At 72.4% G+C, this 22263-nt stretch carries 16 protein-coding genes; 6 read left to right on the plus strand and 10 right to left on the minus strand.

The window, feature by feature from the left end; genetic code table 11:
• The first annotated feature begins 62 nt into the window (after positions 1-62).
• The 4 genes from IEY95_RS50590 (at position 63) to IEY95_RS06970 (ending at position 3636) form a co-directional block, all read left to right on the plus strand.
• The gene (locus tag IEY95_RS50590) at positions 63-329 is read left to right on the plus strand and encodes an SRPBCC family protein (RefSeq protein ID WP_373294451.1); all 267 of its coding nucleotides are present in this window, start codon (positions 63-65) and stop codon (positions 327-329) included.
• Between the two features lie 536 nt (positions 330-865).
• A complete protein-coding gene (gene ettA, locus IEY95_RS06960; protein WP_189184986.1) occupies positions 866-2530 on the plus strand; it encodes an energy-dependent translational throttle protein EttA in 1665 nt (554 codons plus the stop codon).
• Positions 2531-2536: 6 nt separating this feature from the next.
• Positions 2537-2950 (plus strand): acyl-CoA thioesterase, encoded by a 414-nt coding sequence (locus IEY95_RS06965; protein WP_189184987.1) that lies wholly within the window; start codon positions 2537-2539, stop codon positions 2948-2950.
• Positions 2947-3636: a DUF8185 domain-containing protein gene (locus tag IEY95_RS06970; RefSeq protein WP_189184988.1), complete on the plus strand. Its 690-nt coding sequence runs from the start codon at positions 2947-2949 to the stop codon at positions 3634-3636. Before IEY95_RS06965 ends, IEY95_RS06970 begins: the two co-directional genes overlap by 4 nt.
• 64 nt (positions 3637-3700) lie before the next feature.
• On the opposite strand, the gene IEY95_RS06975 is transcribed toward IEY95_RS06970, so the two are convergent.
• From IEY95_RS06975 to IEY95_RS06990, 4 genes are all read right to left on the minus strand, one after another.
• Positions 3701-4780 carry an ABC transporter ATP-binding protein gene (locus IEY95_RS06975; protein ID WP_189184989.1) on the minus strand — a complete coding sequence of 360 codons (1080 nt, stop codon included), beginning with the start codon at positions 4778-4780 and terminating at the stop codon, positions 3701-3703.
• 61 nt (positions 4781-4841) lie between these two features.
• Positions 4842-7595: an FtsX-like permease family protein gene (locus IEY95_RS06980; RefSeq protein WP_229702637.1), complete on the minus strand. Its 2754-nt coding sequence runs from the start codon at positions 7593-7595 to the stop codon at positions 4842-4844.
• A 1-nt stretch (position 7596) separates the two neighbouring features.
• The gene (locus IEY95_RS06985; protein WP_189184990.1) at positions 7597-10866 is read right to left on the minus strand and encodes an FtsX-like permease family protein; all 3270 of its coding nucleotides are present in this window, start codon (positions 10864-10866) and stop codon (positions 7597-7599) included.
• A 207-nt stretch (positions 10867-11073) separates the two neighbouring features.
• Positions 11074-11487: a globin gene (locus IEY95_RS06990; RefSeq protein WP_189184991.1), complete on the minus strand. Its 414-nt coding sequence runs from the start codon at positions 11485-11487 to the stop codon at positions 11074-11076.
• A gap of 311 nt (positions 11488-11798) precedes the next feature.
• Here IEY95_RS06990 and IEY95_RS06995 point away from each other — a divergent pair, with 311 nt between their 5' ends.
• Positions 11799-12782, plus strand: coding sequence for a methyltransferase domain-containing protein (locus IEY95_RS06995; RefSeq protein WP_189184992.1), 984 nt, complete (start codon positions 11799-11801; stop codon positions 12780-12782).
• A 31-nt stretch (positions 12783-12813) separates the two neighbouring features.
• Here IEY95_RS06995 and IEY95_RS07000 read toward each other — a convergent pair whose 3' ends face one another.
• The 4 genes from IEY95_RS07000 to IEY95_RS07015 all read right to left on the minus strand — a co-directional run bounded on the left by IEY95_RS07000 (position 12814) and on the right by IEY95_RS07015 (position 19513).
• Complete coding sequence (locus IEY95_RS07000) at positions 12814-14166, minus strand: FHA domain-containing protein (RefSeq protein ID WP_189184993.1); 1353 nt, start codon at positions 14164-14166, stop codon at positions 12814-12816.
• Between the two features lie 73 nt (positions 14167-14239).
• Positions 14240-15586, minus strand: a complete 1347-nt coding sequence (locus IEY95_RS07005; RefSeq protein ID WP_189184994.1) for a vWA domain-containing protein — start codon at positions 15584-15586, stop codon at positions 14240-14242.
• Positions 15587-15688: 102 nt separating this feature from the next.
• Entirely contained in the window at positions 15689-17275 is a 1587-nt protein-coding gene (locus tag IEY95_RS07010) for a PP2C family protein-serine/threonine phosphatase (protein ID WP_189184995.1), read from the minus strand.
• Between the two features lie 3 nt (positions 17276-17278).
• The gene (locus tag IEY95_RS07015) at positions 17279-19513 is read right to left on the minus strand and encodes a serine/threonine-protein kinase (RefSeq protein ID WP_444544757.1); all 2235 of its coding nucleotides are present in this window, start codon (positions 19511-19513) and stop codon (positions 17279-17281) included.
• On the opposite strand from IEY95_RS07015, the gene IEY95_RS51025 reads away from it, so the two are divergent.
• Positions 19476-19835, plus strand: a complete 360-nt coding sequence (locus tag IEY95_RS51025) for a hypothetical protein (RefSeq protein ID WP_444544758.1) — start codon at positions 19476-19478, stop codon at positions 19833-19835. The two genes, IEY95_RS07015 and IEY95_RS51025, sit on opposite strands and share 38 nt — an antisense overlap.
• Before the next feature lies 1 nt (position 19836).
• Here IEY95_RS51025 and IEY95_RS07020 read toward each other — a convergent pair whose 3' ends face one another.
• Positions 19837-21168 (minus strand): coiled-coil domain-containing protein, encoded by a 1332-nt coding sequence (locus tag IEY95_RS07020; protein ID WP_189184997.1) that lies wholly within the window; start codon positions 21166-21168, stop codon positions 19837-19839.
• 78 nt (positions 21169-21246) lie between these two features.
• Positions 21247-22263, minus strand: coding sequence for a glutamate ABC transporter substrate-binding protein (locus IEY95_RS07025; RefSeq protein ID WP_189184998.1), 1017 nt, complete (start codon positions 22261-22263; stop codon positions 21247-21249).

The raw sequence follows: 22263 nt of genomic DNA on the forward strand, positions 1-22263 counted from the left end.
GAAGGGTGTGGCTGCGGAGTCTGTGAGTTCACGGCGGGAAGGTGATCCCGCCCCCCAACGGCGTGGGCGCCATTCGAGCGCTGCACCTGCCGGGCGCGAGGGTCCGGGAGGAAGTGACGGAGTATCACCGGCCTGCACGCTCTGCGTACCGAATGCTCTCGGGTGCACCCCTGCGTCACTTCACTGCGTCAGTCACCTTCACCGCCGTTGGCCAGGGCCGTACCGAGGTGTGTACAGGGTCGACGTCGAGCCAAAGGTGCGTGCCCTCCGGCCGGTCGTGGGCAGAGTCGCTGGGAAGGCCATCGCCGGCTTCACGAACGCAGCCATAGCCCGGGCTGAGGCACTGACGGCATCGTCCGCAACCCCGCGCCCTCCTGGCTGAAGAGGGGCCGGCCACTCGTCACGAGGCGGGGCGACCCTCGTAGCTCTCCCCCTGGGCGCCTCCGTCACCGGAGAGGTGATCGGACGCCAGTCCTTCGGGATCTTCATCCGTGTCGACGGAGTTCCGGGCGCCATGGCGATGGCCGAGATCATTGCCATGCCCGAGGGGATGGGACTACCCGATCCCGGGGGCCCGCGTCCGCGGTGAGGTCATCGGGCGCGCTGAGCGCCACCACCGGGTGAGAGTTCGGCCGCACGAGTCGGGGACGTCGTTCGGGCGATCACGTCTGGGCCGTCCCTGGGCCGTGCGAGGCCGCTCGGCGGCGGCCGAAGGCGACAACCAGTGACCGGCCGGCTACGAGCAGCGGCGGCGATGGACCAGGTCACAGCGCCCTGATGAGACTGGTTTCCGTCCGGGGCTGGCCGTCAGGCAAGATGGGGTGTATCTGCCCACTGCCGATTTCAAGCGTCCGGACGGTTTCTCTTGGCTGAGTTCATTTACACCATGCGCAAGACGCGCAAGGCGCACGGCGACAAGGTGATTCTCGACGACGTCACCTTGAGCTTCCTGCCGGGTGCCAAGATCGGTGTGGTCGGTCCGAACGGTGCCGGTAAGTCCACTGTTCTGAAGATCATGGCCGGCCTTGAGCAGCCCTCCAACGGTGACGCGTTCCTGTCGCCGGGCTACAGCGTCGGCATGCTGCTGCAGGAGCCGCCGCTCGACGAGTCCAAGACCGTGCTGGAGAACGTCCAGGACGGCGCCGCCGAGATCATGGGCAAGCTCAAGCGCTTCAACGAGGTCGCCGAGCTCATGGCGACCGACTACTCGGACGCGCTCCTGGACGAGATGGGCAAGCTCCAGGAGGACCTGGACCACGCCGACGCGTGGGACCTGGACGCCCAGCTGGAGCAGGCCATGGACGCCCTGGGCTGCCCGCCCGGCGACTGGCCGGTCACCAACCTCTCCGGTGGTGAGCGCCGCCGTGTCGCCCTGTGCAAGCTGCTGATCGAGGCGCCCGACCTGCTGCTCCTCGACGAGCCCACCAACCACCTGGACGCCGAGTCCGTGCAGTGGCTGGAGCAGCACCTCGCGAAGTACGCGGGCACCGTCGTCGCCGTCACCCACGACCGGTACTTCCTCGACAACGTCGCCCAGTGGATCCTCGAGCTCGACCGCGGTCGGGCCATCCCCTACGAGGGCAACTACTCCACGTACCTCGACAACAAGGCCTCCCGCCTCAAGATCGAGGGCCAGAAGGACGCCAAGCGTGCGAAGCGTCTGAAGGAAGAGCTCGAGTGGGTGCGGTCCAACGCCAAGGGGCGTCAGGCCAAGTCCAAGGCGCGTCTCGCCCGGTACGAGGAGATGGCCGCCGAGGCCGACAAGATGCGGAAGCTGGACTTCGACGAGATCCAGATCCCGCCGGGCCCGCGCCTGGGCTCCATCGTGGTCGAGGTCAACAACCTCTCCAAGGCCTTCGGGGAGAAGGTCCTGATCGACGACCTCTCCTTCACGCTGCCGCGTAACGGGATCGTCGGTGTCATCGGCCCGAACGGCGCCGGCAAGACCACCCTCTTCAAGATGATCCAGGGGCTGGAGCAGCCGGACTCCGGTTCGATCAAGGTCGGCGACACCGTCAAGATCTCGTACGTCGACCAGGGCCGCGAGCACATCGACCCGAAGAAGTCCCTGTGGGCCGTGGTGTCGGACGAGCTGGACTACATCAATGTGGGCCAGGTCGAGATGCCGTCGCGTGCCTACGTCTCCGCCTTCGGCTTCAAGGGCCCCGACCAGCAGAAGCCGGCCGGTGTCCTCTCCGGTGGTGAGCGCAACCGCCTCAACCTTGCGCTGACCCTCAAGCAGGGCGGCAACCTGCTGCTCCTCGACGAGCCGACCAACGACCTCGATGTCGAGACGCTGTCGTCGCTCGAGAACGCACTGCTGGAGTTCCCGGGTGCGGCCGTGGTCGTCTCCCACGACCGCTGGTTCCTGGACCGGGTCGCGACGCACATCCTCGCGTACGAGGGCGACTCCAAGTGGTTCTGGTTCGAGGGCAACTTCGAGTCGTACGAGAAGAACAAGATCGAGCGCCTCGGCGCGGAGGCCGCGCGCCCGCACCGTGCCACCTACAAGAAGCTGACCCGGGGCTGATCGATCTTGCGGCACCTCTACCGCTGCCCACTGCGCTGGGCGGACATGGACGCGTACGGCCACGTCAACAACGCGGTCTTCCTCCGCTATCTGGAGGAAGCACGTATCGACTTCCTGACCCGCCCGGACAAGCAGTTCAAGCAGGGGTCCGTGGTGGCACGCCACGAGATCGACTACAAGCGGCAGCTCGTCCACCGGCGCGAACCGGTGGACATCGAGCTGTGGATCACGGAGATCCGCGCGGCGGCCTTCACGATCACCTACGAGGTCAAGGACGCAGAGCAGCTCTACGTCCGCGCCGCGACGGTGGTCGTGCCGTTCGACTTCGAGACCCAGCGGCCGCGCCGCATCACTGCCGAGGAACGGGAGTTCCTGGAGGAGTACCGGGACGACAAGGGCGACGAGGCCGTCGCGGCATGACCGTCCTGCACCTTGCCGACGCGGGGGAGGCGGCGGACCTCGCCGCCTTCCTCTCCCGGCTCATCCACTACGACCGGGCGGCGGCGGTACGGCTGCAGGCCGCCGGGACCGCCCTCGCGGTCTTCGGGCGCCCGCCGTCCTTCGAGGTCCTCGCCATCCGTACGGCGCGCCTCGCCAAGCCGTACGAGAACGGGCTGGACGTCACTCTCGACGTGACCGTCTCGGCCGGTGAACTCCTTGAGTCCATCGACGAGTCGGCGGCGACGGCCGCGGTGCCGCAGGCCGTCACCGGGCCGCCGTGGGCCGGTGTGCTGCCGCCCCGTGGCGGCTGGCGGCAGGAGCCGGGGCTGCCGGCCCCGGATGTCCTGCGCGCGATGGTTGCCGGTGCGGTCGCCGAATTCCGGTCCCGTACACAGGGGTTGGCCACCGAGCTGCGTACCCGCGCCGAACTCGACCGCATCGGGCGGGAGATCTGGTCCCGGCCGATCGGTGACACCGGCCTTCCGGTACGGGCCGCGCATGCCGCGCAGTCGCTGGGATTCCTGCGATCCGTGGATCAGACCGGCTCCGAGGAAAGCCCGTTGGGGCTCTTCGCGTCGGGTGCTTGGCTTCGGCTGCGTACTCCGTACGGGTCGATCGCCGTACGCAGGGCGGGGCTTGGGGCGCTGGACGTCAGCGTCCGCTGATCGCCCCGCATCTCCTCGACGCGCGCACGCCCTCGCAGGGCCCCATGTCGCCCAGGGCCATGGATCACTCGTGTTCGCTGTCGTCAGGCCATACGCCGATGTGGTCCGACTCCAGTTCCAGCGCCACGCGGTCGCGCATGCCCAGGGCCTCGGTGTAGTCGGCGGGGAGCTGGAGGCGGCCCACGCGGTCGAGCATCGCGTACTCGCGGGCCACCACCGCTTCCTGGCCGGTGGCCGCGTCGACCTCGGTGCGGCGCAGGACCTCCGTCGAGGTGCGGCCGTCGCGGATGGCGACCGTGCGGCGGACCTCGCCGGCCACCGCCTGGTCGTGCGTGACGATCACGATGGTGGTGCCGAGGTGTTCGTTCGCGGTGCGGAACGCGGCGAAGATCTGCTCGGCGGTGTGGGAGTCGAGTTCCCCGGTGGGTTCGTCGGCGAGGAGGACCGCCGGGGCGTTGGCGAGGGCCACGGCGATGGCGACGCGCTGTTGCTGGCCGCCGGACATCTGGTGCGGGCGACGGTTGCGGCAGTCGGCGACTCCCAGCAACTCCAGCAGATCCAGGGCGCGTTCGGACTGTGCGCGGCGGCGAACGCGGCGGCCTTTGCCGGAGCCGGAGCCGGAGCCGGAGCCGGGACTGGAGCCGGAGCCGGAGCCGGAGCCGGGACTGGAGCCGGAGCCGGGGCCGGAGCCGGAGCCGGGGCCGGAGCCGGGGCTGGAGCCGGAGAGCTGCATCGGCACGGCGACGTTCTGGGCCGCCGTCAGGTACGGGAGGAGATTGCGGGACGTCTGTTGCCAGACGAAGCCGACGACCTCCCGGCGGTAGCGCAGGCGGTCCTTCGCGCCCATCGTGAGCAGGTCGCGGCCGGCGACCTTCGCCGCCCCCGCGGTGGGCGTGTCCAGTCCGGCCAGGATGTTCATCAGCGTCGACTTGCCGCTGCCCGACGCGCCCACCAGAGCCATCAACTCGCCCTCGCGGACCAGGAGATCGAGGCCCTGGAGTGCCTGGACCTCGACACCGTCCGTGGAGAAGATCCGGACCAGGCGGTCACAGGTGATCAGGGCGTCATGGCCGTAGGCGGGGCGGTCCCGGTGGGCGGCGGCGCGCTCGGCGAGTTCGGAGAAGGCGGGGTCGGTGGTGGTCATGGGCGGCTCCTGGGGATGCTTGTCGAGGGGGTGCCGGCCGGGACAGCCGTGGTGCCGGGCCTCATCGGCCGTCCCCCGCTCTCAGCTCTCGTACCGAACCCTGTCTCCCCGTCCACCACGCCTGTGCCGCCGCGATGCCCGTCGCCAGGGCGAGGACGCTCAGGGACGGGAGGAGCAAGGAGGCCGGGTCCGTACGGAGCTGGGCGTCTCCTGACGGGGAGCTGTGGGTGGCGAGCGCGATGGTCGTCAGGTCGATGCCGGGGGAGAGCAGCCGGATGGTCGCCCAGCCGGTGAGCGCGCCGCCGGCCGCCGCGAGGAGAGCCTGCGGCAAGGCTTCCAGGACGAGGAGGCGACGACCCTGGGCGCGGGTGAGACCCATGGTGCGCAGGCGGGCGAGGAGCGCGGCGCGCTCGGGAGCGGCGCGCACGAGGGACAGCAGCAGGGCCAGTACGGCGTACCCGGCACCCGCCGCGACCGCCGCCGTGTAGATCCGCTCGGCACCGGACTGCAACGGCGAGTCGACGTACCGTGCCTCCTCCTCCGCCCGCAGCCGTACGTCGACTCCGGCGCCCGCGGCCTTGCGCAGCGCGCCCCCGTCGAGGTGGTTCCCGGTCACGAGTACCGCGGTCGGGCGCGCGGGCCGGGCGCCGAGACCCGCGCGGTCCACGATCAGGAAGTCCATGTCGAGGACGGCCGGGGTCCGCTCCCGCACGGCGGCGATCCGCACGGTGACGTGGCTGCCGTCCTCCAGCCGCACCCGGAACGGCCGCGTGCCGTAGCGGTCGGCCACGGCGGGGGAGGCCAGGGCGGGCAGCGGCGCCTCGCTGGAGCTGCCGGACGAGCCGGGAGACCTCAACGCCGTCCCCGAGAACCCCCCGAGACCCACCTCCCGAGCCAAACTCCCGTAGGCCGCCGGCTCCACCCCGACCACCGCCACCGTCTCCTGCTCCCTTCCCGAGCCCTCTCCCGCCTGGGCCCGGTAGGCGATGCTCACCGGCGTGACGTCACGTACGCCCGGGGTGCGGCGGAGCTGTTCGGGCAGGGTGGACGGCAGGGCGTGGGTCGCTTCGACACGGGCGTCCGCGCCGGTGGTGAGGAGGGCGGCGTGGTCGCGGGCGGCGTGGACGCCGGCGAGGACCGAGCCGCCGAAGGCGGCGGTGGTGAGGGCGGTGAGGAGGGCCAGCAGGGGCAGGACCGTGGAGGTGGAGGTGCGGCCGGCGCGGGCCAGTGAGAGATGGGTGACCGCCCCGCGCAGCCGCTCGGCCGGCCGGGCCAGGCGGCGCAGCGGCAGGGGGTAGAGCCGCACCAGGACCAGCGCGGCGATGATGCCCACCAACACCGGGGCCAGGGCGACCAGTTGGTCGCCGGAGGCGCCCTGGCGGCGCAGCGCCACCACCGCCGCCGACGCCAGCACCAGCAGAGTCAGTTCCGCGACGGTACGGCGTCGTGAGGGACGTACCGAAGTCAGGTCCTCGCGGGCCCCGTGGACGCGTACGGCACGGTGGGCGAGCACGGCCCGCACCGGCAGGGTGGCGCAGGCCAGGAGCGTCACCGCGACGGCGGCCGCCACCGCGTAGGAGCGGCGGCCCTCCGGGACGGCGAGCAGCGCGGCGCCGAGGCCCAGCGCGCCCGCAGGCACCGCTACCACCGCCGTCTCGGCCAGCAGCCGTCCCGACACGCCGCGCAGCGAACCGCCGCGGGCACGCAGCAGGGCCAGTTCGGTGCGGCGGCGGTCGACGGCGAGGCCGCCCGCCATCAGCAGGACGACGGCGGCGACCGTGCCCGTGCCGAAGGCGGCTACCGCCACCAGCGGGCCGATGCCCGAGCGCAGTTGGGTGAAGGACTTCACCACGTCGTCCAGGTCCGTGGTCGCGTCCGCGGTCGGATCGATCCGCTGTCGTATCCGTCCGAGGCCCGGGCCCGTCTCCAGCGCGGCGATCGCCGAGGTCAGGCGGGGCACCTCGTGTGCCGCGAAGGCGGAGGTGTCGGGGGCCAACTGCCAGTAGCGTTCCGGTTTTCCGGGCGTGCCGAGCATGGCGGGGGCCGCGTCCGGCGCCAGCAGCAGCGCGCCGAGCCAGTACTTGTCCGACGCGCCGCCCTGGGTGGGCAGTTGGATCAGTGAGGGCTTGCGCAGCACGGGCATGGTGGTCCAGTACGCGCCGCCGGGTTCGCGCGGGACGACGATGCCGGTGACCCGGACGGACAAGGGGCCGCGCTCCACGCCGGGGAGGTGGATCACGGACCCCAGCTTGATCCGCAGGGTCTTGGCGGTCTCGGCGGTGACGGCGGCCTCCACCTCGGCCGTCGCCGCGGTCACCCTGCCCGTCACCCGCGGCAGGCGTCCCGAGCGCAGCCGGGCGTGGTCGGCGAGGCCGTTCTGCGCGGTGAGTGACATGCGGGCGGGGATGCCGGTCGGCTGGGGCAGCCAACCGTCCAGTGCCGCAGTGGGATTGGCGGTGCGGACCCCGTACGAGGACTGGGCGGGGTCGGCGACGAGGGGGCGTTCGACGGTGTCCAGCACCTTCGCGTACGCCGTGCGGAGTGCGGCCCCGCGCAGCGCCTGCTCCCTTTCCTCCTGCGGGAGTTCGACGCCAGGCTGCGGGGCGTACACCTGCACCGTGGTCTTCCGGGCTGTGGCGTCGTCGAGGACCCGGCGCAGGCCCGCGTCCTCGTACCGATCGACGGCCCGCGGGAACGCGGCGGCCAGACAGGCGGTGAGCGCGACGAGCAGAGCCAGGGCGAGCGCGGCCCCCGGCGCGGCGCGCACCCGCGTACGCACCCAGGGGGCCACCACGGTCGTCATGGTCCCGGCCATGTCACTCACCCCCCTGCCGGCGCAGCGAGCTCGCCGGGTCCGGGCGGTGCAACGCCAGGAACGCCGTGATGGCCAGCGGTGTGATGGTCACGGCGGCCAGCAGCGCGGCGACGCGTTCGAGGGGGAGTTCGACCAGAACTCCGGGGATCGGCCGGGTGGCGTCGGAGGTCAGCACGATCAGCGGGACGACCGCCCGGGTCAGCACCGCGCCCAGGGCGACGCCCACCACCAGCGCCAGGGACACCAGGACCCCCTGCTCGGCGGCGATCAGCCGGGCCAGCTGGCGGCGCGGCGCGCCGAGCGCCCGCAGCACCGCGAATTCGGCGCCGCGCTCCCGCAGCGACCCGGCCGTGCTGACCCCGAAACCGACCGCCGCCAGTGCCGCCGCCACCACGGCCGCCGCGGCGAACGCGGCCTCGGGGCCCGCGCCGAAGGGGTCGTCGCGCAGCCGGTCGGCGATCTCGTCGCGCACGACGACCTGCGAGGGCTCGATGTCGGGTCGCTCCCGCACGGCCGCCGCGGCGCTCACCGCAGCGCCGGGCGCGGTCCGCAGCCACCACTCGGTGGGTGCGACGCTCCGTCCGTAGCGGTGTTCCAACACCCGGTTCACGGAACGGAGATCGACGAGCAGCGCCCCACCGTCCGGCTCCGCTTCAGTGCCTGCCCCGTTCCCGGTCGTCGGCAGCTCCCGTACGCTCTCCACGATCCGCACCGGCACCGACTCGCCGCCGAGTGGCACGTCCACCCGCTGCCCGGTCCGGGCGCCCGCCGCCTTCAGGAAGCGCTCGGTCGCTACCGCGGTGACCTCCGGCGCTTTCGGCTGGGCCACTTGCAGACGAACCGTCAACGACGTGAGCTGCCAGGCGAGGCCGCTCGGGACGTAGCCGGTGCCGTAGCGGACGGACAGGACGCTGTCCGACGACTTCTCCACCCGTGGGGGCGTCGGGCGGGTGGACGCGTCGGGCGATCCCGTCGTGCTGTTGGTCCGCGACGCCGCCTTCCAGGCCCCGGGCAGCGACAGCCGCCGCTCCTTGCCGTCGGCGCCGGCCGCGTTCAACTCCTCGATGGAAAAGAGGTGTTGCTCTGCCGTGTCGGTGGGCTGGGTCATGTCCAGTTGCAGTCCGGTGAGTATCAGGGGGCCGGCGGTCGGCGCCAGGTCCAGCGCGAGCGCGTGCGGCCGTCCGTCGGGGGGAAGCCCGCCGAGCCGTATCGTGTACGGCGTCCCGTAGCGGTCCTCCAGGGTGACCGACACGTCCGTGCTCGTCCCCTCCCCGCCGCCGCGGTTGTCCAGCCGCACCGTCATGGCGAGCCGTGTCGCGCCCTTGGGCAGCGGTGTGCCCGCGGTGGCCCCCTTCGGGCCGAGCCCCGCCAGCAGCGGCCGCACCGGCCGGTCGGCCAGGTCGCTCCGCAGCAGCACTCCGTCCGCCGCGTGTGCGGTGTCCAGCGCCAGCACCGTCGCCGTACGGCTGCCGGACAGAGGCAGGGTCGTACGGACGGCGGGCGCGGCCGCGCGTACGTGCGGGAGTGCCGCGTAGGCTCCGGCCTGACCCAACTCGCCGTCGTCACCGACGAGTACGCGCATGGAGGTGCCGGCCTGGAAGTCGGCCTGGTCGTCCTGCGAGCGGTTCCAGGAGGCGCCCTGACCGATCGCGAGCATCCCCATGGCGACGGCGAGGACGAGAAGCAGGACCGGACCCGCGCCACGCAGCGGGCGGCGGCTGAGCTGCCAGCCCGCGAGGGCGGCGGGCAGTCCCCGTCCGCTTGCCGCGCGGCGCTCGGCGAGCCGGGCCACCGGCGGCAGCAGCCGCAGGGTGAGCACGGTCCCGGCGAGCAGGGCGAGGGCGGGCGCCGAGACCAGGAGCGGATCGATGCCGAGCGCGCCCGAGCCGACGTGGCTGACGGCCCCGGAGGTCTGCCGGTCCAGCTGCCAGTACGCGACACCCGCGATCACCAGCAGGCCGACGTCGGCGCCCGCGCGCACCGGAGCGGGCAGCGAGCGTGCCCGTCCCTCGGCCCCTTCCTGGGAGGTGAGCGCCGGAACCGTCACCGCCAGCGCGCACCCCAGCGCCACTCCCGCCGCGACCAGCCACACCCCGCCGCGCCCGTCCGAGGTGTCGAGGCGCAGCCCGATCCTCGCCAACGCGCCCTGCCCGGCGAGCAGTCGGGTCAACGGCTCCGCGAGGAGCGGGGCGCAGACCGCCGCGGGCACGGCGAGCAGCAGCGCCTCCAGTGCGGCGAGCCCCGCGACCCGGGCGCGCGAAGCTCCGCGCGCCCGGAGCACGCGTGTCTCGCCCGTCCGTTCGGCGCTCAGCAGCCCGGCGACCAGGAGCAGCGCGTACCCGGCGAGCAGCGCGAGCTGCAGCGCGACGATCAGCAGCGTCGAGCGCGACACGAGGAGCGAACGCTGGACACTGTCCAGCACCTCGGGCAGCGAGGTCGACAGCGCCGTCATCCCGCTCAGCGCCGCGTCCTTGCGCAGCCCCCGCTGCCCGGCGCGGGCCGCGTCCCGCAAGGCGCCGATCCGGTCGGGCGTCAGCGTCGAGAAGTCGGCGGACGCCAGCCACGCGGACTCCCCGGCGCTCACCCGGCCCCCGGCGAGGACGGCGGGATCGGCGAGCAGCGGTCCGTACGTCGTGAAGTCGACCTTGTTGATCCCGCGGCCGCCCAGCTCGTCCAACCGCCAGTAGGGCGCGGTGGGCCGGGCGGGCCGGTACAGACCGGTGAGCCGGACGTGGACCTTCGGACCGCCGAGCCGGTCGACGAGGGTGAGGCGCGCGCCGGGCTTCAGACCGAGGCGGTCGGCGGCACTCTCGGGCAGGGCCACGTCGATGACCGGGCCGCCGCCGGATGTACCGGGCAGCCGCCCCGCCGTCACCCGCACCTGCGTACGGTCGAGGGCGGCGAAGTGGGTGAGATCCGGGTCTCCCACCCGATCGGCGGGCGCCTGCAGGGAGCGGGGCAGCGCGTACGGGCCCGAGCGCACCAGGGTGCGAAGCGTGACCGGGAACCCGTCGAAGGTCTGCCGGGCGCTCTTGTGTACGGCGCTGTCGGCGGCCTTCTGCTGCTCCGTGGGCACGCCGGCCCGGACGATCAGCGCGGTGTCGACGGCGTTGCCGGGGTCCTGGAGCGCGTGCCGCAGGGATGCGTCGCCGATCGCCCCGGAGTACGCCGTGAGGGTCGAGAGCACCGCCGTCGTCAGCAGGACGGTGAGCAGCGCGGCGGCGAGCAGCAGACGGTGCCCCCGTGCACGCAGTAATACGAACCCCGTCACCCGGCCCCCCGCCGTCGTCCCGGATCTCCGGACCTTCGCGCGATGCTGTCAGAGGGGGCGGGTCGAGGGTAAGCGCTTGTAGCGCGGGCTTGACCGGATTGTGACCGGAATTCGGCGTCGTGCGACCGGAATGCGCGCGTCAGCCGTCGCGGGCGGCCGGGCAGGAGCCGATGGACGCCGACTGCCGTGCGCGGCCGCGGTGCGGGTTCAGCCCGCCGTGTTCACCATCGACGCCGCCGCGTACGTCAGGTAGTTCCACAGCGTGTGCTCGTGCTCCTCGGAGAGGCCGAGCTCCTCGACGGCGACGCGCATGTGCTTGAGCCAGGCGTCGTGCGCGGCCTGGTCGACCTTGAAAGGGGCATGGCGCATGCGCAGCCGGGGGTGGCCGCGGTTCTTGCTGTACGTCGTCGGGCCGCCCCAGTACTGGATCAGGAACAGCGTGAAGCGCTCCTCGGCCGGGCCCAGGTCCTCCTCGGGATACATAGGCTTCAGCAGCGGGTCCTCGGCGACTCCCTCGTAAAATCGGTGCACGAGGCGCCGGAAGGTCTCCTCGCCGCCGACCTGCTCGTAGAAGGTCTGCTCCTGAAGCTTGCCGCGCCGAATCTCTTTCACACCAACCATGGTCTCAGACGGGTTGGCGGAGGACTCAAGGCTTAGGAGGCTTCTGATGGATCTCCGCGGCGTCGCGACGCCCGGCACGCACTCTCGCCGCACCGGACAAAAGCCCTAGTAGCTCCGCTACGAGGACTTCCGCCCGGCACGCCGAGAGCACGCACCGAACGCCGCTCCTTCTTCCACGGAGATCCATCAGAAACCCCCTAGGACCGCTCGCTGTCAGGGGTCGATTCCGGGCAGCCCGACCCGAACGGCCCAGTCCGGATCGGCCGAGTTCGGCGCTCGCCTCGTGGCCCCTCCGGCAGCACAGTGGAGGTATGAGCGCGCACGCTCTCGACCACGACCTGGACGACCTCGCCACCCTGGCGCAGGCGGCCCTCGTGCACGAGATCGACAGGAGTGGGGCCTGGGACGCCGACCCGGTCTGGCGGGAGGCGTTCGAGGCGGTCCCGCGCCACCTCTTCGTGCCGTACTACTACGTCGGCGTCGTGGGCGGCTTCGAGCGCGTGTGGGGCGAGGATCCCGACCTACAGGCCCGGGAACGCTGGATCCGCGGCGCCTACGCGGACGCCCCGCTGGCCACCCGGGTACGCGACGGGGTACTCGTGTCCTCCAGCAGCCAGCCGTCGCTGATGGCGAAGATGCTCACCGAACTGGAGGTACGGGACGGGGACGCCGTCCTGGAGATAGGCGCGGGCACCGGCTACAACGCGGCCCTGCTCGCCCACCGCCTGGGCGACGACCTGGTGACCACGATCGACCTCGACGCGGAGATCACCGAATCGGCTCGGCGGCACCTGGACGCCGCCGGGTACCACCCGATCGTCGTCACCGGCGACGGCGCCCGTGGCGTTCCCGAGCGCGCCCCCTTCGACCGGATCATCGCCACCTGCGCGCTGACCTCGATCCCGCACGCCTGGCTTGCCCAGTGCAACCCGGGCGCCCGTATCCTCGCGCCGTTCGCGACCGGCCTGATCGTCCTGCGCGTCCGGGACGCCGGGTACGCCGAGGGACGGTTCCTGCACACGCCCGCCTACTTCGTGCCCCTGCGCGGCGTGACCCGGCCCGAGCAGCCGGAGCCGCAGCACCTGGGCGCGCTGCCACGCCGGGCCAGGGGGCACGAGCTGTTCCGGTTCCTGCTGACGCTCACGGCGGACCGTCTCGACCCCTATGAGGCGTACACGCTGTGGGAGCGCGAGAACCAGCCGGTGCGCGAGCGGTACGGGATCACGGTCAGCGGCGAGCGCGCCTGGGCGTGGCTGGACGACCCCGAAGGGCCGTACGCCTGGCCGCTGCCGTAACCCCTGCGAGCCGCTGCCGTGACCGCTGCGATCAGCCGCGCCGGATGGTGATCGTCGTCCAGGCGCCGACGTGCACCCGGTCGCCGTCCTGGAGCGGAACCGGTACGAAGGGCTGGATGGGCTCCTCGCCGCCGTTGACCGTGGTCCCGTTCGTGGAGTTCTGGTCGACGACCGCCCAGCTGCCGTCCGGCTGCTGGACCAGGACCGCGTGCTGGTGCGAGACGCCCGGGTCCTCCGGGGGCACCGACAGATCGATGTCCGGGGTGTCGCCGGTGGAGTGCCGGCGGCGGCCGATCGTGAGCTGGTTGCCGGTGAGCGGGCGCTGCTGTTCCGGCGAGTACGCGGGCAGGTTCAGGCCCGCGGCCTCGGGGCCGGAGCGCTGCATCATCGCCATGAAGTACTCGCGGTCGGGACCGATCGTCGCGGTCCAGGACAGCGGCTGCTGCTGGTAGGCGGGGCGGGGGCCGGGCGGTGCCTGTGTCGAGCCGGGCTGCGGGTAGCCGTAGCCGCCGCCCTGGCCCGCGCCGGGGCCGCCCGGACCACCGGGGCCACCGCCGGGCGTACCGGCCGACGGCGGGGAGATCACCCAGTCGTCGTCACCGCCGCCGTAGGACGGGCCGCCGGGCGCCGGTGCCTGGGGCGGGAACGCCGGCGAGGCCGGCTGCTGGGTGAAGGCCTGCGGAGCGCCGGGGCCTCCGGGCGTCGGCCCGGGCGGCGGCGGAACCTGGCGCGACGGGTCGCCGCCGAAGCCGGACGGGTCGCCGAAGCCGGAGGGATCGCCGCCGAAGCCCGAGGGGCCGCCGTTGCCGAAAGGCGGGGCGGGTGGACCGGACGGAATCGGCTCGGCGGGCCGGTTCATCTGCGAGGGCCGCGAGCTCTGGTACTCGAACGGGTCATGGCCGGGCCCGGCTCCGGGACCGGTGGGCTGTCCCGGCCCCTGCTGCTGGAACCGCAGCGCCGGATTCGGGACACCGGGACCCCCGGGGCCACCGGGACCCCCAGGGCCACCGGGACCCCCAGGGCCACCGGGGCTGCCGTGCATCCCGGGCGCCGGCGGACGCGGCGCGGCCGGGGTGTACGAGGTTGCGGTGTTGGTCAGGAAGTTCCACCGGCACTCCTCGCAGAACGGCGCCGCGCCCTCACGGGGCGTACGGCACTGCGGGCAGAGCTCGGGCTCGGGATCGGGCACCGCGGAAAGGTGCGGGCGCCCACCGGGGCCACCGGGGCCGGGCGGCGGCGGTGGCGAGCCGGGCGGCGGATAGCCGTAGCCGGCGGCGGGCGGCGGTGGGGGAGGTGGCGGGGGCACGGCACCGGCCATGCGGTGACCGCAGACCTCGCACCAGTCGTCGGAACCCGACTGATGTCCGTTCGGGCAGGTCGGCATGTCGGCGCTTCCCCCTCTCCTTTTCCGGTCGTTATGACCGGGTTTCTCCGGCTCCCCGCGGGAACCGGGCTCGCTACTTCTTTACACGAACAGTCTTTGTGGACCGTGTTTCGAGGGTCATCTCGTCGGCCTCTTCGACCTTTGCCTTCAATCGCACAGTACCTGCCGCGGCGTCGACCACGTCCACCACCTTCGCAAGGAGTTTCGCAGTATCGGCGTTGCCGGAGGCGCTGGCGAGCTGAACGGCACGTCCCAGCTTGGCCGTTGCGCCGTCGGCATCTCCCGCTTTGCGTAGGTCCAGGCCCTGTTGGATGACTTGTGCGAGTTCCGCCTGACCCGTGTAGTGCGCGACCTGTGGATTGATCGAGGTCGAGGCCACCATGTCGTCGGTCCACACCGCCCGCACGAGACCCTGCGCACCGAGATTCTGCACGCTCCCGTCACCCTGCGGGATCACCAGCGAGACCCGGGCGGCCAGCATCTCCCGGCCGACTTCGGCCGACGGGACCTCGACGCACACGTGGTAGTCGCGGGACTCGTCGCCCCAGGAGCCGGTGGGGTAGTCACCGGCGCGCGGGCCCGCCTCGGTACGGCGGTCGGTCAACTCCTCGACCGTGGGGGCCACTTGCTTGACGAACTTGATCGCGGTGCCGACGGGCGTCCACAGCCTGAGGGAGACGTCCGCGACCTCCTTGCCCATGGCCGTCTCCATCATCTGGGTGAAGTCGGCGGACAGGGCTGCCGGGTCGGCGACGATGTCGGCGGTGCCGAGCAGCGCCGAGGCGATCCCGGTGACCTCCTTGACCTCCCAGTCGGTGCCCACTCCACGCGCGTCACACGTGAACCGCCCGGCACAGGAGTCGAGGGCGGCCTTGAGATCCTGCGGTGACTCGTGTTCATTGCGGCCGTCGGTGAGCAGGATGCCGTGCCGGATGGAGACGTCCGCCGAGGCCAGCAGCCGGTCGGCGAGGCGCAGCCAGGTGCCGATCGCCGTACCGCCGCCCGCGCTCAGCTTGCGCAGCGCCTGCTTGGCCTGGTCGCGGGTGGTCGTGTCGGCGACCGCGAGCCGTCCGTTGCCCGGGTAGACCTCCTTGGCGATGTGCGTGCCGCCGATCACCGCGAAGTGCACGCCGTCGCGCAGGGTGTCGATCGCGGCGGCCGTCGCGTCGCGCGCGTTGCGCATCTTGGTCGGCGGGTAGTCCATCGAACCCGAACAGTCGACCATGATCGCCACGGCCGCGTCGGGCGCCTGCCCCGCCGTGTACAGATGCGGCGCCGCGACCGCGCTTCCGATGGTGCCGCCGCCCGTCGCGCTCACCGTGACGATCGCGTTGACCTCGCGGCCGCCCTCGGGCAGGTACTCGTTCTGGTACACGTCGACCGAGAACTGCGGCACGTTCGACTTCGAGAAATTGGCCATGCCTTCTCTGTCCCCCTCAAGGCCTCCGGTAGTTGACGGAGGTGATGACTGTATGGGGACCGGTCCCCTCCGGTCCCAGGCCGTCCCCGTGCGTTCGCGGCCTCAGGCCGATCCTGCCCCCTGCGACGGGGCAGGGAACGGCAGGACGGCCACTGTTACGTTGTCGTGGCCCCCGCCGTCCAGGGCGTGGCCCACCAGCACCTGGGCGCTGTGCAGTGGCCGCTCGGCGGCGTCGAGGGGTACGACCTCGGCCATGTCCTCGGCCGCCTCCGCGTAGTTCCACAGCCCGTCGGTGCACACCACCACTACACCTGGCCGGTCCGGCTTGAAGGAAGCGGTGTGCGGCTCCAGTTCGTACGCGTCCGCGCCGAGCCAGCCCGTGATGGCGTGGGCGCGCTCGTCCGCGTACGCCTCCGCCTCGTTCATCAGGCCCGCGGCGACCATCTGCGCGGCCCACGAGTCGTCCTCGGTGAGCCGGGCGGGCAGCGAACTCCGGTCGACGGGCACCCAGTAGGCACGGCTGTCGCCGACCCAGCCGACGATCAGCAGGGTGGGAGTGACGACGGCGCCGACGAGTGTGCAGGCGGGCGCGTTCACATGGGGCGCGTGCTCGCCCTGCGCGGTGGACGCGTCGGCCAGCGCATTGACGGCCTCCGCGGCCGCGACGATCGCGTCGTGCATCGCCTGCTGCGGGTGCGTGCCGAGCGGCAGGGCCTCCAGCAGTGCCTCGTTCGCGGCGCGGGAGGCGGCGAGCGAGGCCTCGTCCGGGCGGGTCGCCGAGGAGACGCCGTCGCAGACGATCGCGACGACCGCGGGCTGGCCGTCGGGCAGCGCGGTCGAGGAGATCGCGAACGCGTCCTCGTTGCGGTGGTGACGCAGGCCACGGTCGCTGACCGCGGCCACCGCGCCCAACTCCTGCTCCATGTGGTCGCGTTCGCGCGGCTGCGCGTGTCCGCAGTTCTCGCAGTAGCCGTCGCTGTCGACGCTGCCCGCGCGGCAGGCGACACACATCTTGGTGCCCGCGGCCGGTGTCCCGAGGTCGGCGGTGCGGGGGTCGGCGGGAGCCTCGGGGGCCGGGGCTCCGGCGGCCGGGGGAGCCAGCGGGTAGTCGTCGGGCTCCGAGGGCCGGTCGAACCGTACGCCCGGGGGAGGCTCGGGCGGACCCGCGGCGTGCGCGGCGACGACATGCGGGAGTTCGCCGCCGGAATGCGGGAGTCCACCCGGAGCGGGCGGCAGTCCACCCGGAGCGGGCGGCAGTCCACCCGCCGACGGAGAGAGTCCGCCCGTAGCGTGCGGGAGCTCACCCGTGGCGTGCGGGAGCTCACCCGTGGTGTGCGGGAGCTCACCCGTGGTGTGTGGGAGCCCGCCCGCAGGGTGTGCGAGTCCACCCGTGGCGTGCGGGAGCTCGGAGCCGCCCGAGTCCGTGCCCCGGATGTCCGTGCTCCGGTGCACCGGGGCCGGCGTGTCGGAGCTGTCCACCTCGGGCGCGAGGGGCCAGTCCACGGACGCGGCGGCCGAAGGGGGGCGGGGCGAGGTGCCGTTCATGGTGATCGTGGGGTTGTCCCCCGGCGGTGCGGGCACCGCCGACAGGTCGTACCCGCACGCGCCGCAGAAACGGTCGCCCGCCTCCAGTGGCTCCTCGCAACTGGGGCACCGCGAAAGGGCCGTCGGCTGGGGCATCTGGGACATCAATCACACCCACGTCCGGGGGCGGTAACGGTTTGCACGTTCCACCAGGTCGATCCTCTCCTCGCCGCCCCGCGCGAGCCGGGCCAGCGTCCGGTACGAACGCTCGAGTCCGAAGCGGAGGCCACGCTCGTCCAGCTCGCTGCCGAGCAGCACGCGTCCGCCTCCGGAGGCCGGAGCGGAACCCTGGCTACCGGAGAGTACCCAGTCCAGCGCGCAGCCAAGGACTTCTGTGGACAACTGCTCGCGTCGCACCGCGTCGAGACCGTATCCGTCAAGGGCCTCGACCTGTCCGGCTGCCGCCGTCAGATCGTCCAGGAACGGCGCGGCCGCCGCCTCCTCGGCCATCCGCTGCCGCAGCCGCGCCCGTACGGCCGCGACCCGGGCCGCCGTGTAGTGGATCGACGACTCCGGTACGGATTCCAGCGTGCGTACGGCGCCACGGCGGTCGCCCGAGGCGAGCTGCACCCGGGCCAGGCCGAACGCCGAGCTCACATAGCTGGGGTCGGTCGTCCACACCAGGCGGTAATACTCGGCGGCGTTGTCCAGCTGCCCGAGCACCTCCGCGCACAGGCCGAGGGCCAGCTTGGGCGCGGGCTCGCCGGGGAAGGCGTCGTAGATCGCGTCGAAGGACAGCGCCGCGATCTCGTGCTCCCCGGTGGCCAGCGCCGCGACGCCCCGGTACCAGACCACCCGCCAGTCGTCGGAGTGGTCCGCCTCCAGCGCCTCGATCGCCCTGGCCGCGCTGTTCAGTTCCCCCATCTCCAGGCGGGCCCGCAGCTCACGCAGGCGCAGCTCCAGCGAGCCGGTGGGCGCCGCGTGCAGTGCCGTGATCAGCTCCCCGGGCGCGGACGCCATCAGCCCCGCGAGGAAGCCCGCGTTGGGGTCGCCCGGGTCCACCCGGGGGATGGGCAGCGCGAGACAGGTGGCGGCGGCCGGTACGGGCTTGACCAGCATGCTCGGAGTCGCCGGGGGGAGGACGGCAGCGCCGTTCGTGCCGGCCGGCAGCTGAGACGCGCCCTTCTTGCCGCGCAGGGGGACCACCCGAGCCCCCAGCCGCGACACATCGCCGTCCAGCTTCCCGAACAACTCCGTGTCCGTGACCTTGAGCTCGGGTCCGAACAGGGTGGACAGCGCCGGGCGCGCCCGCCCCGTCTGGAGGGACACGACCTCCCTCAGCACACCGGTCAGCTGCTCGGACATCTCCTGCGCGGAGGCGAAGCGGCGGACCGGGTCGGGGTCGGTGGCGCGGACCAGGAGCCGGTAGAAGGACTCGTACTGGCGGAAGACCTCGATGTTGTCCGGGTCGGGCAGGGAGTCCACGAAGACGTTCGTGTAGCCCTGGAAGTCGAAGGTGAGGACGGCGAGCGTACGGGCGACCGTGTACAGGTCGGAGGCGACCGACGGCCCGACCTCCGCGACCTCCGGCGCCTGGTAGCCCACCGTGCCGTAGATGGCCGACTCGTCGTCGTCCATCCGTCGCACCGCGCCCATGTCGATCAGCTTGAGCTGGTCCTCGGTCTGGATCGCGTTGTCGACCTTGAAGTCGCAGTACAGCAGGTTGCGGCTGTGCAGATGGCCGAGGGCCTCCAGGGCCTCGATGCCGTACGCGCAGGCCTGCTCCACGGGCAGCGGGTCCCGCTTGCCGTCCGCCGTGCGACGGCCGGTGGCGATCTCCTTCAGCGACTTTCCGCCGACGTACTCCATGACGATGTACCCGTCCAGCGAACCCGTCCGCTGGTCGAGGTGCTCGACGAAGTTGTAGATCCGCACGATGTTGGCGTGCTCGATCTCGGCGAGGAAGCGCCGCTCGGAGATCGCCGCCGCCATCGCGTCCTGGTCGCCGGTGTCGAGGAGGCCCTTGAGGACCACCCAGCGGTCGGAGACGGCGCGGTCGACGGCGAGGTAGACCCAGCCGAGCCCGCCGTGCGCGAGACAGCCCACGACCTCGTACTGGCCGTGCACGATGTCGCCCGCGTGCAGCTTCGGCACGAACGAGTACGGGTGGCCGCACTTGGTGCAGAACCCCTCGGTGCGCCCGGCCCGCTCGCCGCGCGAGCGACCCACCGGAGCACCGCAGTCGGAGCGCGAGCAGAATCGCTTCCGCTCCGGGACCTCGGGGTTCTCCAGGACCATCTCGCGAGGGTCGGGCCGCGGCACGTCCGGGACCTCGACCAGACCGGCGCCGAGCCGGCCGCGTCCGGTGGAACCGGCGGTCGAACCGGAACTGCGGACCGACACCGAGCGGCCCGTCGAGCTGCCCGACAGCGAGCGCGACAGACGCCCGGAGACCGAGCGCCGCGACTGCGAGGAGCGCGAGGACGTACGGGAGCTGGAGCGCGAACTGCTCCGCGCACTACTGCTGTTGGAGCCCCTGTTCGATCCCCGCGAGCCCTTGCCGCCCGCCGTGATCCCGGTCGGGGGCGAGCCCACCATCCCGTTCGACGAGACCACCGGCGCCAGGCCGCACGTGTCGCAGTACAGCTCGCCGCCGCCCACGTCCTCGTACGACCCCGAGCAACCGGGGCGCTGGCACTTCTGCTGCCCACCCACAGCCTGCTGACTCACGATTCCCCCCTCCGGTCCACCCGGTCACTGGGTCCGCCCTGCTCGGGCACCCGCGGGCTCAACAGGTCGGCGGCCGCCCGCTGGTAGCGCAGCACGGCCTCCTCCGCGACCCGCAGATCGCAGGGCGCGCTCCACAGCATGCGCCGCGCCGCGTCGTAGCGCTCCACGAGGAACGGGTCCTCCGCGAGGCCGTGCCGGGCGACCTTCGCCTTGTACGCGTCGAGGCGGCCGCGCAACTCCGCGCGGACCGCCAGCGGCGCGGTGACCGCGGTCAACGACTCGCGGGCGCGCAGGAGTTCGTCATCCGCCTTCTCCTCCAGCGATTCCAGAAGCGGGGAGAGACGGTGCCACTGCGCATGCCTGCGGTACTCGGCGGCCGTCGCCAGCTGCTCCTGCAGCGCGGTCGGCGGACCGCTCACGGCCGGCACTTCCGAGGCGGCGATCTTCGCGAGCACCTCACCGCGGGCGCTGCGCGCCTCGGCGAGCGTGCGGTCCGCACGGCTGAGGACGTCCCGCAGCTTCACCAGTCGCGCCTCGGCGTCCTGCCGGACGGTGAGCACCGCGTCGATCTCCCGGCGCACGTCCTCCAGGGCGCGCGCCTCGCGGTCGTACGTCGTCGTGTCCGGGCGTCCGCCGCCGGGAGCGGAACTCCCTTGCGCGGGCGCCCAGAAGGCCAGCGGATCGGAGACGACACGCTCGCGCAGCGTGGTGAGCGTGCGGGTGATCCGCTCCAGGTCGTCGCCCGCCGGGTGCTCGCCGGGGCGTACGCCCACGGAGTGCGCGAGCTGGCGGGTGCGCTGGAGCTCCGCGGCCAGTAAATCGATCCGGGCGGGCAGCGCGGACCAGACGGCGTCCGCGGCGACGACCATGTCCAGCGACGACGCATACAGCTCGTTCATCCGCTCCACGAGCGCGGCCAGCGAGAACTGCTCGCTGAGCTTGCTGCTGCCGGCCAATGTCGGCGCGTTCGCCGTGGCGGTGGCACTGCCCGCGACCGTGACGCTCTCGCCGCGCAGCAACTCGGTCAGCTCGACCAGGTCGTCACGGCTGGACCAGCGTCTGCGGGAGCGGATGTCGCGGGCGGAGCGCAGCGCGTCCGTATACGCGTCGAAGTAGGCCCACAGCAGGGTGATCGACGCTTCCGCGGACGTCCAGCGCTCCTTGGTCGTGCCCGTGAGCTCGGCGCCTTCCAGGAGTCTGCGGCCCGCGTGGTCCTGCAGGGCGAGGAGCGAGGTCTCGATGGCCTCGTGCTCCGCGCCGAGCCGCGCCAGCGCACGGTCCACCTCGTCCCGGTCCATCACCGGCCCGGGGGGTCCCGTGACGCCCATCGATCACCTCTCGCTCTCCGTCGTTCCCTGTGCGCCTGTCCGGTGCGCCCGGGTAACTCTCCAGTCGTATCAGGTCGGTTACTTGTACTTCGCCGCGGGCGGGTTCGCCGACTCGGAGTCGGCGCCCAGGGTCGGGGACAGCCACTTGTCGTACGACGCGCGCCAACCGCTCTTGCGGTAGTCCACGAGGACCTGGTTGACCCGGCGTACCAGATCGTCGGCGTCCTTCTTCATCGCCACGCCGTAGTACTCGGTCGTGAAGCGGTCGCCCTTGAGTTCCACCGTCGGGTCCTGTGCGGCCTGGCTCGCGGCGAGCGCGCCGTCGGTCACCACAGCGTCGACCTCGCCGAGCTGCAGCCGCACCAGGCAGTCGAGCTGGTTGGGGACGGTGGTGGATATGTCGGCGGAGGGGACGAGCTTGCCGGAGCCCTGGTCCGCCTTCAGCTTGTCGTTGGCGGTGGAGCCCGACGCCGAGCAGATCTTCTTGTTCGCCAGGGACTTGTCGTACCCCGTGATGTCCGAGGTCTTCGGGGCCAGGACCTGCTGGCCGGTCAGGAAGTAGGGCGCGGAGAAGGCGACGTCCTTCAGGCGTGCGCAGTTGATCGTCATGGTGCGGACCACCATGTCGACCTGACCGTCCTTGATCGCCGGGACGCGCTGGATGGTGGGGATGGCGTGGAACCGGACGGCGTTCGGGTCGCCGAGGATCTCCTTCGCGATCTCGTGTGCGAGATCGATGTCGAAGCCCTCCAGGTCGCTGCTCTTCTTCGTGCTGTTCGGATCGCGGTAGCCCCAGCGGTAGCTGTTCTGGTCGACGCCGACCGACAGATAGCCGCGCTTCTTGATGGCCGTGATCGTCGTGCCGCTCTCGTCGCTGGACGGCGAGAGGCTCTGGTCCTGCGGGGCGGTGCAGGTGTCCTCCTTCACCTGGGTGCCCTCGGCCACACCCTGGCCGCCGATGCCCGTGCTGCCGTCCCCGCGCGCGTTGCTCAGCGGCAGCAGCAGCGCGAAGACCGCGGCGAGGGCGCAGGCGACGGCCATCGCGCCCACGCCGCCCCAGCCCTTCAGGCTCGCCCTCAGGCGTCGTGCCGTCAT

Source organism: Streptomyces albiflavescens (assembly GCF_014645835.1).
GTDB classification, from domain to species: Bacteria; Actinomycetota; Actinomycetes; order Streptomycetales; family Streptomycetaceae; genus Streptomyces; species Streptomyces albiflavescens.